This window comes from Streptomyces sp. NPDC006610 (genome assembly GCF_040611575.1).
GTDB lineage: Bacteria > Actinomycetota > Actinomycetes > Streptomycetales > Streptomycetaceae > Streptomyces.
In genome coordinates, this window is the sequence record NZ_JBEXOP010000029.1 from 39,870 (window position 1) to 55,206 (window position 15,337).

The 15,337-nt window shown below is 70.5% G+C and carries 15 protein-coding genes; all 15 read left to right on the forward strand.

Translation table 11 applies throughout. The annotated features are described in order from the left end of the window. Positions 1-60: 60 nt before the first annotated feature. Positions 61-783, forward strand: a complete 723-nt coding sequence (locus tag ABZY13_RS22765) for a hypothetical protein (protein WP_356633556.1) — start codon at positions 61-63, stop codon at positions 781-783. A 172-nt stretch (positions 784-955) separates the two neighbouring features. Further along, complete coding sequence (locus ABZY13_RS22770) at positions 956-2,791, forward strand: glycoside hydrolase family 15 protein (RefSeq protein ID WP_356633558.1); 1,836 nt, start codon at positions 956-958, stop codon at positions 2,789-2,791. A gap of 186 nt (positions 2,792-2,977) precedes the next feature. Next, a complete protein-coding gene (locus ABZY13_RS22775; RefSeq protein ID WP_356633560.1) occupies positions 2,978-4,489 on the forward strand; it encodes an ATP-binding protein in 1,512 nt (503 codons plus the stop codon). A 71-nt stretch (positions 4,490-4,560) separates the two neighbouring features. Continuing rightward, positions 4,561-5,073, forward strand: a complete 513-nt coding sequence (locus ABZY13_RS22780; RefSeq protein ID WP_356633562.1) for a roadblock/LC7 domain-containing protein — start codon at positions 4,561-4,563, stop codon at positions 5,071-5,073. Beyond that, positions 5,070-5,510, forward strand: coding sequence for a DUF742 domain-containing protein (locus ABZY13_RS22785; protein WP_356633564.1), 441 nt, complete (start codon positions 5,070-5,072; stop codon positions 5,508-5,510). Before ABZY13_RS22780 ends, ABZY13_RS22785 begins: the two co-directional genes overlap by 4 nt. Positions 5,511-5,514: 4 nt before the next feature. Next, positions 5,515-6,132, forward strand: a complete 618-nt coding sequence (locus ABZY13_RS22790; RefSeq protein WP_356633648.1) for an ATP/GTP-binding protein — start codon at positions 5,515-5,517, stop codon at positions 6,130-6,132. Beyond that, on the forward strand, positions 6,129-6,728 hold the full coding sequence (locus ABZY13_RS22795; protein ID WP_356633566.1) for a GAF domain-containing protein: 600 nt from the start codon (positions 6,129-6,131) through the stop codon (positions 6,726-6,728). The genes ABZY13_RS22790 and ABZY13_RS22795 overlap by 4 nt, the downstream gene beginning before the upstream one ends. Before the next feature lie 92 nt (positions 6,729-6,820). Beyond that, positions 6,821-8,068: an acyl-CoA dehydrogenase family protein gene (locus ABZY13_RS22800; protein WP_356633568.1), complete on the forward strand. Its 1,248-nt coding sequence runs from the start codon at positions 6,821-6,823 to the stop codon at positions 8,066-8,068. A gap of 136 nt (positions 8,069-8,204) precedes the next feature. After that, positions 8,205-8,900, forward strand: a complete 696-nt coding sequence (locus ABZY13_RS22805) for a DUF6624 domain-containing protein (protein ID WP_356633570.1) — start codon at positions 8,205-8,207, stop codon at positions 8,898-8,900. Between the two features lie 236 nt (positions 8,901-9,136). Beyond that, the gene (locus ABZY13_RS22810) at positions 9,137-9,736 is read left to right on the forward strand and encodes a hypothetical protein (protein ID WP_356633572.1); all 600 of its coding nucleotides are present in this window, start codon (positions 9,137-9,139) and stop codon (positions 9,734-9,736) included. Between the two features lie 140 nt (positions 9,737-9,876). Beyond that, positions 9,877-10,251, forward strand: coding sequence for a hypothetical protein (locus tag ABZY13_RS22815; protein ID WP_356633574.1), 375 nt, complete (start codon positions 9,877-9,879; stop codon positions 10,249-10,251). 87 nt (positions 10,252-10,338) lie between these two features. Further along, positions 10,339-10,824 (forward strand): LuxR C-terminal-related transcriptional regulator, encoded by a 486-nt coding sequence (locus ABZY13_RS22820; RefSeq protein ID WP_356633576.1) that lies wholly within the window; start codon positions 10,339-10,341, stop codon positions 10,822-10,824. Further along, positions 10,821-11,546 carry a hypothetical protein gene (locus ABZY13_RS22825; protein WP_356633578.1) on the forward strand — a complete coding sequence of 242 codons (726 nt, stop codon included), beginning with the start codon at positions 10,821-10,823 and terminating at the stop codon, positions 11,544-11,546. Before ABZY13_RS22820 ends, ABZY13_RS22825 begins: the two co-directional genes overlap by 4 nt. Then, positions 11,539-14,397, forward strand: coding sequence for a Helicase associated domain protein (locus ABZY13_RS22830; protein ID WP_356633580.1), 2,859 nt, complete (start codon positions 11,539-11,541; stop codon positions 14,395-14,397). The genes ABZY13_RS22825 and ABZY13_RS22830 overlap by 8 nt, the downstream gene beginning before the upstream one ends. Continuing rightward, positions 14,378-15,313, forward strand: a complete 936-nt coding sequence (locus ABZY13_RS22835; protein ID WP_356633582.1) for an MFS transporter — start codon at positions 14,378-14,380, stop codon at positions 15,311-15,313. The genes ABZY13_RS22830 and ABZY13_RS22835 overlap by 20 nt, the downstream gene beginning before the upstream one ends. The last annotated feature ends 24 nt before the right edge of the window (positions 15,314-15,337 follow it).

Sequence of the window (15,337 nt, forward strand, 5' to 3'; positions counted from 1 at the left end):
TGTCGACATGCACTCCCGCCGGGTGGCCTCGCCTTTGGGCCCGTGCCTCAAGGAGGCGGCATGATCGTCCCCCCGCTTCCATACAGCCCTCTCTCGGCGGGAGAGCTGAGCAGTGCCCGTCAGACGCGAAGGCCCGCACTGGCGCCCTACACCACCGCGCGAGAAGGGGAAGCCCCCACGCTGGGCGATCTCGTCCTCGAGCCGGACACGCAGCGCACAGGGTGCCGCCTGGGCTACGCGCACGAAGTGAAGGGCGACCGCGACGAGCACAGTGTGCTGTGGATGCGGTACACCCACACCGTCCAGGACCGCCGGGGCATGCCGGTGGGCACGCCGCGTCCGCCCACCGTGCACCCCACCCGGCAGCGCCGAGCCATGCGGAACCTGCTCTGCCAGTTCTGCATCCGGCCGGCGCACACCCCGCACGGCCTGATCTTCCTGATGGACCCCAGCGACGTCACACCCGACCCCACGAAGGTCCTCGTCAGCCAGCCGCCCGTCTGCGCCCAGCACGTCGCCGCCGCCGCACTCCTGCACCCCGACCGCGACAGCGCGAAGGCCTACCTGGCGCTGAACACCTGCCTGTACGGGGTGCACGGCCACCTGTACGACCACGGCGATGACGGCCGGCCCGTGCCGGCCGGCCGCAGCACCGAACCGCTGCCCTACGGCCACCCACGCCTGCCGACGTGCCTGGCGGTGACGCTGGTCCGCCAGCTGAAGACCTACAGCCTCATCCCGGTGGACGAACTACGAGATCCGGCCGTCTTGTCCGCCACCTGAACTGCTGCGCGGCGACAGCGTGCTCCTCGGCACGGTCGCCAAGCAGTCACCCGCCCCCCTCCGGCTCGCCGTCGACATCCCCACGCCCGTCCGGCAGCCGGAGGGGTTCCACCCCCATGCCCAACCACCCGCACCCCGCACCGCCCGCCAGCGACCTTCAACAAGGGACGTCATGACGAACCACCCACCACGTATCCAGGACTACGGCCTCATCGGAGACATGCAAACCGCCGCACTGGTCTGCCGTGACGGCTCGGTCGACTGGCTTTGCCTGCCGCACTTCGACTCGGACGCCGTCTTCGCCCACCTCCTGGGCACCGAGGAACACGGCTTCTGGCGCATCGGACCGGCCGCCCCGAACGGCGCCCGGCCCTGGGCCTCCCGGCGCCGCTACCGCGGCGACACCCTCATCCTCGAGTCCGAATGGGACACCCCCACCGGCCAGGTCCGGCTCATCGACTTCATGCCGCCCCACGGCGCCGACGACCCCCAACTGATCCGCATCGTCGAAGGCGTCACCGGCACCGTGCCGATGACCTCCAGCCTGTGCGCCCGCTTCGGCTACGGACGTCACCTGCCCTGGATCCACGAGGAAGGCGGCCGGACCGTCGCCGAAGTCGGCGAGCACGCACTGTGGCTGGACGCCCCGGTCAACAGCACCGAAAAAGCCGGCACCCTGCACACGGCATTCACCGTGACCGCCGGCGAGCGGATCGCCTTCCGCCTCAGCCGAGCATCCTCCTACGGACCCGCACCGAGGATCACCGACGCGGACACGGCGCTCGACGCGACCGACACGTTCTGGCGGACCTGGGCAGAGCAGTGCACCTACAACGGCCCCCACCGCGCCGCGGTGATCCGCTCCCTGATCACCCTTAAAGCGATGACGTTCGCACCGAGCGGCGCCATCGTCGCAGCGCCCACGACCTCACTGCCGGAAGAGATCGGCGGGGTCCGCAACTGGGACTACCGCTACGCCTGGCTCCGGGACAGCGCCATCACCCTGTCCGCGCTGCTGTCCACCGGCTACCGCGACGAGGCCGCCGCCTGGCGGCAGTGGCTGCTGCGCGCCGTCGGCGGCGACCCGCAGAACATGCAGATCATGTACGGCATCCGGGGCGAGCGGGACCTGCCCGAGCGGGAACTGGCATGGCTGCCCGGATACGCGGCCTCCCGCCCGGTCCGGGTGGGCAACGCCGCCGCCGACCAGTTCCAGCTCGACGTCCCCGGCGAGGTCATCGAGACGCTGTACCTGGCCCACGAGAACGGCGTCGCCCGCTGCGACAGCACCGCCGCCCTGCACCTGCGCGTCGTGGACTACGTCGCGGCCCACTGGCGGGAGCCGGACGACGGGATCTGGGAGGTACGCGGCGGCCGCCGGCACTTCGTGCACTCCAAGATCATGGCCTGGGCAGCGGTCGACCGCACGGTCCGCCTCGCACAAGCCGGCGCACTCGCCATGGACCCGGCCGACCTCGATGCCCTGTCCCAGCTGCGCGCCGAGATCCACGCCGAGGTCTGCGAGAGGGGCTACGACCCCGTACGCAACACCTTCACCCAGTCCTACGGCTCCAACGACCTGGACGCCTCACTGCTGCTCATCCCACGCACCGGCTTCCTGCCCCCGGACGATCCCCGTGTCGTCGGCACCGTCGCCGCCGTACGACGCGAACTGACCACGGCCGACGGCCTGGTCCACCGCTACCCCACCTCCGGCCGGCGCACCGGCTCCGACGGTCTGCCCGGTGACGAGGGCGCCTTCCTGCTGTGCTCGTTCTGGCTGGTCGACGCCCTCGCCCTCACCGGCCAGCGCGACGAAGCCCGGCACCTGTACGAGCGGCTGCTGGAAGCGTCCAGCGACCTGGGACTGCTCGCCGAGGAGTACGACCCCGCCACCGCCGGCCAACTGGGCAACTTCCCCCAGGCCTTCAGCCACATCGGCCTGGTGCTCAGCGCCGTGCTGCTGCACGAGCTGGAGCAGGCCACAGCACCCGTGATGGCCGCGTGATGCCTCTGCCCGGTACCACAGGCCCCCTCCCCCGCCCTCAACCCGCGCTGCACTCAAGGCCCCGCCGTCGGCGCGCACCGCACCCGCGGTCTGCCACCCGCAACGCCGCCGTTCCAGCTGCCCCAAGCCGCGCCGACGCCTTCACCATCCGTACCACCCCCTCCCGTTGAGTGTTCGAGGTTCGTCATGTCTGACACCGTTTACCCCGCCCGCCCGTCGGCGGCCCGCAGCCACAGGCGGCGCTCACCGCACGGTGACGCATTCGTGCTCAGCCGGATCCGGCGCGCGGTCGTGATGCCGCTGCTGCTTCTCGCGGTGTTGCTCTGCGCCGGCATCGCAGCGTGGCGGGGAACGGACTGGCCGCCCTTCGCGGTGCTGACCGGCGTGGGGTGTGCGCTGGCCGGCGTGGCATACGCCGCGGCCCGAGCGGTGCGTGCTGCCGCAGCGGCGTCCCAGGAGGCTGCGGACAACGCCGTTTGCGCCCACCTCACCCCGGTCGTCGAGGCAGCAGAGGCCACGGAGAAGGCCGTGCTGTGGTCGGCCGACCAGCTGTGCAGGGGGACCCGTCCTCCGATCCCAGCCCGGCAGGCCCCCCGGTCGACGGGCCCTGACGGCGAAGCGGAGTCAGCCCTGAACGAGCTGCAGGTCCAGGCTGTGATGGCGCTGCTGCGCGTGCACGACAAGTCCGCCTCGGTCGTGCTGCTGGAGGTCCTGCGCCGCTTGGCCCTGCGCGAGCACGCCCTGGTCGCGAAGGCACTCGGAGCCCTCAGCGAACTGGAGAAGCTCACCGACGACCCGGAGCTTCTGGCGAGGATCTTCAAGATCGATCACCTGGTGACCCGGATGCGCCGCCAGGTGGAGAGCACCGCCGTGCTGGGCGGGCAGTCGCTGCGCGGCGGGCGCCAGCCGTTCAGCGTGGCGCTGATCCTGCGCGGCGCGATCTCGGAAGTGGTGCAGTACGCGCGCGTTTCCCCCGTCGTCGGCAGCGTCGGCACGAGCCTGGGCCTTCCCGGACACGTGGCCCCCGACCTGATGCACCTGCTGGCCGAGCTGATCGAGAACGCCTGCGAGTGCTCGGCCCCGGACACGAAGGTCACCGTGCGCGCACAGCAGGTACCGCGCGGCCTGGCCATCGAGGTCGAAGACCGCGCCGTGCCGATGGCCCCAGGAGTGCGCGAAACGATGAACCAGCTGCTGGCCGCGCCCGACGAGGTCGACGTAAGCGAACAGGTGCGTGCCGGAAAGATCGGCCTGCTGGTAGCAGCGAAGATCGCCGAGCGCCACGGTTTCCTGGTCCAGCTCCAGGAGAACGCCACCGGCGGCACCACAGCACTGGTGATAGTGCCCGCCAAACACCTGGTCCAGATACCGCCGGCACACCGCGCAGGCGCGCAGCAACCCCAGCAGCCCACGCAGGCGGCCCCGCAGCAACACCCCACGACCGCGCAGCCCACCGCCGGCGCACCCCGCACCGACGAGCAGGCCCGCCCCGACGCACACCCCCGGACCGTCGAACAGCCCCGGCCGGACGGCGCGACGCCACTTCCGCGACGCCCTCGCACTCATGGGGCCCTGCGCGCTCCGGCACCGGCCCAGCCCGCCACGGCCGCCAGGCCCGGTCTGGCAGCCGCCTTCCTCACCGGCAGCCACAGGGCCGACAGCAGTCAGTCGCCCCAGGTGCCGTCCGAGCAGGCCTGATCACGGCCAACCCGCCGCCTGCCGACCCGCCACCGCTGATCCCCCATCCCCCCTCTTTGGAGACCTTGGCCATGAGCAACACCCCCAACACGGCACCCAACACGGCGAGCAGCATGCCCGAAGCAGGAGCGCACGAGAGCCCTCAGCAGGAGATGGGATGGCTGCTGCAGACGTTCGCCAGCGACGTGCCCGGCGTCACCCACGCGGTGCTGATCTCCCGTGACGGCATGCGGCTGCTGGACAGCGGCGTCGACAAGGACTGGGCGGACGAACTCGCGGCCGCGATCAGCGGCGTCGCCTCGCTCGCGGCCAACACCACTGGCCCGACGCACCAGAAGCGTCCGGCCCGGCAGGTACTGATCGAGCGGGAGGACTGCCTGTTCCTCCTGCAGAGTGCCGGCGGCAGCAAGGTGTTCAGGAATCAGTCCGGCCTGCGGGGCGTGGTGGACACCATCCTGCTCGTCGTCACCGACCCGAATGCCGATGTGGGAACCGCCGGCTACGAGATGAGCCGCCTGATCGACAAGTTCGCCCCCTACATGGAGGTCCCGGTCCGCGTCGCCCCGGGCGGGGACGGCCGGTGAGCGGCCGCAGCGGCGCCAGTGACGCGCAGCGCACACGCACGGGCGAGGCGGAGCTCGACCGGGTACGGACGTACACGCTGACGCTCGGGCGCACCTCGGCGCGCATGGTGCTGAGCCTGGACACGGTGCTGGAAGCCGGGTCCGGCAGGCCCGGCCCCGGCCAGCCGCAGGAGTGCCGCGACATCGTCGCCTGGTGCCGCGAACACCGGCGCTCGGTGGCGGAGCTCGCGGGCCTGCTCGGCCGCCCCGTCTTCGCCGTGAAGATCCTCATCTCGGACCTGCTGCACGTCGGGGCTCTCACCCTGCCCCTGTCCTCCCCCTACACCACGTCCGGCGACAGCGCGGAGCAGAGTCACAGCACGCAACTGCTGGCGGCTGTCGCGGTCGGACTGCGAAGGAAGTTCCCCGATGCCGTTTCCCACCTTCGGGCCGGGTGACCTCATGCCGGCCCAGACGCCACCCCCGCACAGCCACCTGACCACGCTCAAGATCGTGATCGCCGGGGGCTTCGGCGTCGGCAAGACCACAGCGATCGCAGCCGTCAGCGAAATCCCGCCCCTGCAGACCGAAGAGCAGCTGACCGAGTCCAGCGCCGGCGTGGACAGCCTGACCGGCATCGAGGCCAAGCGGACCACGACCGTCGCGTTCGACTTCGGCCGACTCAGCCTCTACGACGCCCCCGTGCCACTCGAGCTCCTCCTGTTCGGCGCCCCCGGCCAGGACCGCTTCCTCGGCCTGTGGCCCGACCTCACGCGCGGAGCGATCGGCGCCGTCGTCCTGGTCGACACACGCCGCGTCCAGGACTGCTTCACCGCCGTCAACTTCTTCGAGGACAACGGCATGCCCTTCGTCGTCGCGATCAACGAATTCGACGGCGCCCACCGCTACGACACCGAAGAAATCCGCACCGCCCTCGAGGTGCCCGCACACATACCGGTGCTGGCCTGCGACGCACGCAACCCCGACCGCGTCGCCGCGGTCCTGCTCACCCTCGTCGGACACGCCGTGAACGCCGCCACCCCCGACACCACCCGCCCCGCTTTACAGGACGCCTCATGACCTTCCCCTCCTCCCCCGCCCACCACCCCGCCCCTCCGACCCATTCCCTGCCCTATCCCCAGCACGGCGCTGCGGCAGCAGCGCCGGCCGTGGCGCCGGACCCGAGCCTGGCCGAGCGGTACGAGCTGATCACACGCCTGGGCCTGCCCACGCAAGCACACCCCGACTTCGACAAGTTCGCCCGCACCATGACGGAGCAGACCGGACTCCTGTACGGGTTCGTCAACCTCTTCCTTGGCCAGCAGACCTTCGTCGGCCTGCATCAGCCGCCCGCGGGCAGCGGCCACGTCACCATCGGCCGGACCATGAGCGTCGACCACGGATGGTGCCCGGAGGTCGTCGACCGCAAGAAGGCCCTGCCGCTGCCCGACGTCCACGCCTCCCCGCGCTTCGCCGGCAACCACGTCGTCGACGCGGTCGGCATCCGCGCCTACTTCGGCGCCCCGCTCATCCACGACAGCGGCACCGTCCTGGGCACCGTCTGCGTCATCGACCCCGACAAACGATCCCTCAGCGACGCACGCCGCCTGCGCGACATCGTCATCGAAACCGGCCGCGACGTGATGGACCACATCGCCAACCACTACGGCCACTGACCCCCATCATCTTCCGCCGCCCGGCCCCAGAGCCTTCCCGTCCGCCCCGGCCGGCACACCGCGCACCCCACCCCCGGCACAGGAAGACGACCATGTCCACCACCCCACCCCCTCCAGCACTGTCCCCCTACCTCACCCCTGCCCACCGGTCGCTGTGGGAGGAGGCCGACGCCGTCGCCGCCGACCACATCGCCGCGCGCGCCGCACGCATGGAAGCCGCACCTCGCCAGGTGGAGCGCGAGGTCGCCGATCTCATGGGACGGCGCGGCTGGTTCGCCGTCACCGTGCCCGCCGAGCTCGGCGGCATGGACGCCGGCCACGTCGCCAAGACGATCCTGATCCACCGCATCGCCCGCACCTCGGCCGCCGCCGCAGCCATCCTCCAGGCCACCCAGATCCCCGTCGGCGCGATGCTGCACTTCGCCACCGACGAGCAACAGCATCACTGGCTGCCACAGGTGGCTGACGGGTCGCTGCTGCTGTCGATCGCCACCACCGAACCTGAAGCGGGCGGCCACATCGGAGGCATGCAGACCACCGCCGAACGGGCCACCGACGGCAACTGGGTCATCAGCGGCAGCAAGGCACACATAGGCAACGCCCACCTCGCGGGAGCACACCTGGTCATCGCCCGCACCGCCGACCGCGGCGTGAGCGCCTCCCGGGCCCTGACCGCGTTCCTCGTCGAGTCCGACCGCAAAGGAGTCCACCTCGCCGCCCACCGGCCCGGACTCGGGCTGCACGGCTTCTCCGCCGGCCGGCTCCACCTCGACCGCGTCCGCGCCCCCGACACCCACCGCATCGGCGAGATCGGCCGCGGTCTCGACGTCGCCCAGAGCAGCAGCATCCTCTACGGCAGACCCAACCTGGCCGCGATCAGCCTGGGCATCCACGAAGCAGTCACCGAGATCACCACCGCATACCTCAAGAACAGGCCGCGCTACGCAGGCGTCCTGTGCGACCACCCGGTCGTACGCGACCGCATCGGCGACATGCAGGCGCGGGTACGGGCCGCCCGCGTCCTCGCCTACCAGGCCGTCCACCTCCTCGACCACGGCCTGCCCTGCGACGCCGAGCTGATCAACGCCAAGTACCTCGGCCACACCTGGGCCGCACAGTCCGCCCAGGACGCCATGGAACTGCACGGCGCACACGCCCTCGACGCCGACTATCCGCTGCAGAAACTGTGGCGCGACATCCAGCACACCTACCCGCCCGCCGGCACCGGCGAAGTGCAGCGCATCCGCCTCGCCGACGCCGCCCTCGACGACCCCATCCAGTGGTCCACGCACTTCACCCCACCACCCGCCCCCTCACCCCTCGGCCACGCACCCGCGTAAAGCCCCCGTGCGCAGCACCCCGTGAATCCGCAACAGCTGCGCACGGGCCCGCCGCCAGCCCTCCATCTTCCCCCGGGAGGGCTGGCGGCACCCAGATCGTCGAGCAAGCCGTTCACCCCCAGGAGACACAGCAACCGTGAGCACCACCCCGGCGCTACCACCGCGCCTGGCGCACCCCTTCACCGAGACACACTGCGAACCGGCACCGAACACAAGCCAACCGGAATCTGATGCAGCCCTCTCCCGCCCACGCCGTCCCGATCTCGCGCAGGAACTGACCATCCGCGCGGCGGCGGCGGACGAGAACTGGTCACATCTGCTCCACGGCCGGCTCTCGCACCAGCAGATCGGACGAGGCCGCCTGGCCGACCACGCCAACGCCGAAGTGCTGCGCCGCATCATCGACGACCACGGATGGCCAGGACGCAGCCTCGTCGGCGACGACGGTGCAACCGCGGCCTGGCGGATCGCCCTGCGAGCCGACAACCACCTCTACCTACAGCGGCACGCGGAGCATCTGATGCGCAACGCCGTCATCCTGGGCGAAGCCTCCCGCCGCCAGTGGGCACACCTGCACGACCGGTGCCTCCTGCAGAAAGGCGCCCGCCAGGAATACGGGACGCAGTACCGATTCGGGCGCTGTGGAGACGTTGAGCGCGAACCCGTCCACGATCCGGACCGCCTCGACGCGCGACGCGCCGACATCGGCCTGCCGCCCGCCGCGGCCGCCCTCGAAGCGCTTCGCCGTCGCCTTGCACATGGCCAGGCCGCGACAAACAGCCGTGCAGCCGACGCCGACCCGGTTATGCACGAACTAACGTCCGTCGCCTGATGCCGGCGGCGAAAGCCGCCCTCTTCAGCACCGAGCCGGGCCCGCGATCACCGTGCACACCCGCAACGCGGACCCCGGCCGCGCTGCGGGACTACCGGCTGCCGACGCGCGGACCGAGATCACCGCCCCCATCACAACGGCGCGCACGGAACCCTTCACGCACGCGGTGGGGCTCACCCCACCCAAGCCTCCGTGCCGCCCCCACAACACGCACAACTCGAGGAAGGAGCAATGCGGTGAGCACCCCCGACACCGCCCCGCGCGACGGCGGCACGGCATACCTGATGCGCCGACTGGTCACCCCAGCCAACCGTGAGGCGGCTGCCGCCCTGGTCCAGGACAGGGCCCTGCAACTCGCCGAGCGCGGCATCAACCTCCCCGCAGAGCATGCGGCTGTCTTCCGGGACCCCCAGGCAGAGGCCCTTGGCCTCTACGACCAATACGCCGGCGAAGACATCCTGGTCGGCTGCCTGGTACTGCGCAGAAAGGCATCGACGCTGACGCTTCCGCTGGCGTACACGGCACCCAAACCGGACTCCCATGTAGGACTGCTGATGACCTTGTGGGCCGCGGATTACGCCGCCCGCCTCGACCTGCAAGGCGTGACGGCCGAAGCACCTGTTCACCACAGCACCCCCGGCGACACCAGCAACCGCCTGCTGTCCCACCTCGAAACCCGTGGATGGAGGCACATCGGCTCAAGAAGAGACGCGGCAGGCACCCTCACCGCAGTGCTCTGGCTACCCGCCCAGGCCAGCCCTGCGGTGGGCCTACTGGTCACATGCCACGTTCCGATCACAGCCCCCGGTGCCACGGCGGAACGGGACGTTCGATGACCCTTCGTACCCGCCTGTCCGCGTCCCCCGTCGCGTCTGCGGACCGCTCTCCGCTACCGCGGGCCGTCCGCCACCGGCCCGAACCACTCACCCCGCCGGCAGACAAGCCGAACGCGCGATCCCTAGCAGCACACCGCACCGTGATCAACCACGCCGCGCGCACCATGCATCCGACGCCGTTGCAGGTGGTGCTGTACGCGCTGACCCTCCCCGGCGGAGACCCTCGCGACGACCTCGCCGCCTGCCAGGGCTACGCCAACGCGCAGCACCTGGCCGTCACCGACCGGATCGTCGATGACACCCAGGACCGCACCGGAGCCGACAATCCGTCACTGCGACGCGGCTACAGCCGCATGCTGCACACGCTCGCCGACCCGGTCGTGCCCGTGCACGGCGTGGTGGCCGTCAGCCGAACCGCCATCACCACCAACAACCGCCTCTACGAGCAGCAACTGACCACGCTCAACACCTACGAGGCGGGCCTGTGGCTGCTCCGCGCAGAGACCGCAATCTGACCCGGCCACCATCCACCAGCGCCGCAGGAACCAGCACGCCCTTCACCCCTGCCATCACCACAACCGCACCGACGATCAGGACCGCACATGGCCCGTACGCCGCATCCCGCGCCCAGCACCGTTCAGCTCACACCCGGAAACCTCGCCGTCGCCCGTGAGCTGGTGACCGGCGCCGACAACACCACCATTGCCGCGAAATTGGGCATCAGACCGCACTCCGTCACCTGGGCCATGAAGCGGATCGGGCAACACACCGGCGCCACAAGCAGGGCGCAGCGGGCCCACGCCCTGCTCACGCAGCGGCTCGTGGACCCGCCCGCCGCACCCAGCGTGCCGCCGGACTTCGATGCACAGGAGCTCAGTCTCCTGCGGGCGGTGGCCGAGCAGCCGGACATCCACCAGATCGCCGACGCCGCAGGCACCACCAGCACACGCGCCGACAAGCAGATCCAGGCCCTGGTCGCCAAGGCAGGCGCGGGCAACCGCGTCCGTCTCATCGGCTACGCCCACGCCTGGGGACTCTTCGCGAGCGGCCCAGACGGCCAGACCGCCCCTGCAGGAAGCCACCGATGACCAGCAGCCAGTCCCCTGCCACCCCACGCATCAGGGCTCCGTATGCGATGCGCCTCATCCGGAGCGCGGCCGAACAGGAGGCCGCCGCGGCACTGGTCGAAGCACGACTGCGCTGGCTCGCCGGCCGGAGCCTGCCCCTGCCCGCCTCCGGCGACATCCCCGCCCTCTACTTCGACGACCAGGCCGACCGCGTCGGACTGTACGAGGACGACGTCCTGGCCGGCTGTCTGATCCTGGACCCCGAGCCCGACTTCGCGCGCTGGGGCAGCGACGGCCTCCGACCGGGCCTGCTCCTCACACACCTCTACGCAGCGCCCGGCCGCTCGGACGGCATCGGCCGGCTCATCACCCTGTGGGCCACCGACTACGCCGCCCGCCACGGCCTGCCGTGTGTCCGCACCGAAGCCCTCATCTGGCACCTCCCGGACACCGACCCCCACGCCCGCTACCGGGCCCATCTATGTGCCATGAGCAGAAACGACCGCAGCCGACCAGCCCCCTTCCACGACCACACCGACGACGGCGAGCGCTTCCTGTGCCGCCTGTGCCTCACGGGCTGGGAAATCCGCAGCACCGGCAGCGACGCGACGGGCGAACGACTGGTGGCCCGTCTGGAAGCACCGGCTCAGGCCCTGCCCCGGCTCTCGGCGCTGCTCACCTGCACTCTTCCGCCCGCGCCTGCCGCGCACACGATGTCACTGAGCGGAGCGGACCGTGACTGAGTCCGTCCCTCCGGGGCCCGCCCGCCGCGCAACCTCCGAACAGCGCAGGCTGTTCCCGCATCAGGAGCAGGCCGCCACCGCGATCTGCAAGGTCCTGGCGGACACCGGCCGGACGACCGGGGTGCTGCCCTGCGGCACAGGCAAGACCCGCGTGGGCGCGGAAGTCGCACATCGTGGCACCGCCGGCCGCGGCCGGCGGCTGGTCGTGGTCCCCACCCTCGAACTGGTTCACCAGACGATACGGGAGTGGATCGATCACCTCGGGCGGCCTGCACTGGGCCGCATCATCGCCGTCTGCTCCGACAAGGAGATCCTCTCCGCCCGCCGTGGCGCGCAAGCTCCTCTCGGCGACTGCGCGGTGACGGTCGATCCGGCCCGCCTGGCCCAGCTCGCAGCGCCGGACGGGCCGGTCACCATCGCCTGCACGTATGCGAGCCTCAGCGTCCTCGCCCAGGCCCACACCCATTACGGTTTGCCCCCGGCGGACGTCGCGGTCATCGACGAAGCCCACCGAACCGCCGGAGCGGCGGGCAAGGCATGGGCGGCCATCCACTACGACCATGTCATCCCCGTCAAGCGGCGCCTGTACCTGACGGCGACGCCACGGGTGGTGACCGGTGATGACGACGACGTCATCAGCATGTCCGACGAGGTCCTGTACGGCCCCGCCGCGTACCGGATGTCCTTCGCACAGGCCATCGAGCTCGACCTGCTGGCGCCCTACCGACTCGTGGTGCCGGTCGTCGCCGGCGAACAGGTGCGAGCCCTGACCGACCGGGACGACGCCTTCCTGCGGATCGGCAAGGCCGGAGTCGCGGCGTCCATGGTGGCCACGCAACTGGCCGTGCTGCGCGCGGCACACGAGCACGGCATCCGCCGCATGATCACCTATCACCGCAGCGTCCAGGACGCGAAGTGGTGCACCACCCTGCTCCCCCACGCCTACGCACTGCTCAGCCCCGAAGAGCGGCCCGCGGCACTGTGGACCGACTGCGTCCACGGTCGCCAAAGCCCCGGCGACCGGCGCCGTGCCCTGGAGCGGCTGGCCGGTCACGAAGCCGGCCTCACCGTCGTCTCCAACGCGCGCGTGCTGTCCGAAGGCGTCGACGTGCCCGCCGTCGACGCGGTGGCCTTCTTCAACGTCCGCAGCACGATCGACACCATCCAGGCCACCGGGCGCGCCCTGCGCCGCGCAGCCCCCGGGAAGACCGCGTCGATCATCGTCCCGGTCATCGTCGACCCCGACGACGACCCCGAGGCGGCACTGTCGACGTCCACATTCGCTCCGCTCTGGCAAACGGTGCGGGCGCTGGCCAGCCACGACGAGACCCTGGCCCGGCGGCTGGAGACCGCCCGGCGGGCGCTGGCCGAGCCCGGAAGCCGAGGTGAGCCGGCCGACACGGTCCCGGACTGGCTCGCTGTGAGCGGCGCCCCTCTGCCCGAGGCGTTCGTCCGGGCAGTCAGCGTGCGCGCCGTGCGGACAGGCACCCCCTCCTGGCCGGAGTACCACCGCGCCGCCGAGCTCTACCGCGCCGAGCACGGGAACCTCCTCGTCCCGATGGCGCACTGCACGCCCGCCGGCCTGAAGCTGGGCGTCTGGATTTCCCGGCAGCGCACCCGCTACGCCGAAGGCCTGCTGCCACACGACCAAGTGGAGCAGCTCAACCGTCTAACCATGGTCTGGCGGATGACGCCCGAGCCGTCGGACTACCTCCGTGCCGCCGAGGAGTACTACGCCGAGCACGGAAACCTCCTTGTACCCAAGGCGTACTGCACACCCGACGGTGTGAGGCTCGGCCGGTGGATCAGGGATCAGCGCAGCCGGCACGCAAAGGGCGAGCTACCGCGCAGCCGGGTGGAGCAACTGGACCGCCTGGACATGGTCTGGCGGGTGAGAGTCGAGCGGGCGGAGTACCTCCGCGCCGCTGAGCAGTACCGCGCGAAGCACGGGGACCTCCTCATGCCCGTGTCCTACTGCACTCCCGCCGGCCTGAAGCTCGGCAGGTGGATCTCCCAGCAGCGCATGCGCTACGCACACGGTCAGCTGCCGTCGGACGTGGTCAGGCAGCTGAACAACCTGGACATGATCTGGACGCAGGCCGATCCGTTCCTTGACGCCGCTGAGCAGTACCGCGCCGAGTACGGAGACCTCCTCGTACGCAGGGCGTACTGCACGCCCACCGGTCTGGAACTGGGCAGGTGGATCGCTGAGCAGCGCACCCGCTATTCCAACGGCGAGATGCCGCCACGGCGGATACAGCACCTGAACAGCCTGGGCATGATCTGGTCGCAGGCAGATTACCGGTTCGAGCTGCTCTTCGCGGAAATACGCGCCTTCAAGAAGAGGTACGGCCATCTGAGAATCGCCAAGGGATACGTCGCCCAGTGCCGCGACGGCAGCACTTACAAGCTCGGCCAAATAACCGCACTACTCCGCATTGCACACGGCCGCGGAGAAGTCGACCCCGCGAGAGTGCAGCGACTGAACGCCGAGGGATTCATCTGGGACGCACGCAAGTACCGCTGGGACGAACGCATCACAGCACTCAAAGAATTCAAGGCCCAGCACGGACACGTGCGCGTCCCGAAGACGTACCAGACGCAACCGCCCGCCGCACTCCCCCTGGGGAAATGGCTCGACAAGTGCGTGCGACGCCATCGAAACAGAAAACTGCCGCCGGACCAGGCGGAAGCGCTGCGCGGCCTCGGCGTCGCCCTCCCGGCCCCGCCGACAGACCAGGACTCAACGGATCCGCCGCACATGTCTCGCGAATCGACACGGCAGGCGACCCCCGTTTCTCGCACTCAGCAGAACACCGAAGGAGAACTCGTTGGAACTGCACGACAGTGAACTGCGCGTACCGAGCTGGAACATCGAGCACAACGGCCGCGGACGCGACGGGAATATGAACAACCGTCCTGCGGTCGTGCCCGATGCCAACGCCCGTGCGATGGCAGCGTTGGCCGTCGCCGGATCAGCGGGCACCTACGTCGGAACCGCCGCGGTCAGTCTGCTGGGCGCCGCCCGCTGCCTGCTCCTGGACTCCGCGTCCTACGTGATCAGTGCCTGGTGCGCCTCGCGCATCTCCACCGTCCACGCTGCCCAGCATTCAGCCAGATCGCGCACCCGAATGATCACGTCGATCCGTGAGGGCATGGCGCACGTGCCACGCGATCCGCTCCAGCGGCCCCTGGTCCTAACGATGGCCTACCACGCGTTCCCCGAGGGCATCGTCGTGACGTACTTCGCGTACTACCTGCTGACTGAGCTCGACTACGGCGACATCGGTCTGGGATGGGTGCTGGGCGCGGTCGGGGTCGGCAGCCTCGTGGGCGCCCTGGTCGCCGGCCGGATGGTGCGCCGACTGGGACCCGGAATGGTCCTGCTCGTCGGCTTCGCCGCGTACCCGATGTGCGGGATGTCGCTCCTTCTCGCCCGTCCGGGGCACGGATGGCTGATCGCTCTGGTGGCCGCCAGCGTCGTCAAGGCGGTCGCGGTCACGGCGGCCGCGTCCACTCAGAGGTCGCTCCGCCGGCAACTGTGTCCGCCCCACCTTCAGTCCCGTGACGTCGTCTTCTCCGGGTGCACGCTCCGCCTCACCGCATTCGGCATCGGCCGCTACCGGAACGTCGACCTGCGCGGCAATGACCTCTCCACCGTGCGCGGGATCCCCCACCTCACCCGGGCCCGCATCGGTCCGGGCCAGCAACACGACCCCATCCAGGCCCGAGTGACCGAACTCGAGATCACCGTCGAAGGCGACTGAGAGGCATCGTCGCGACCTTGCGGC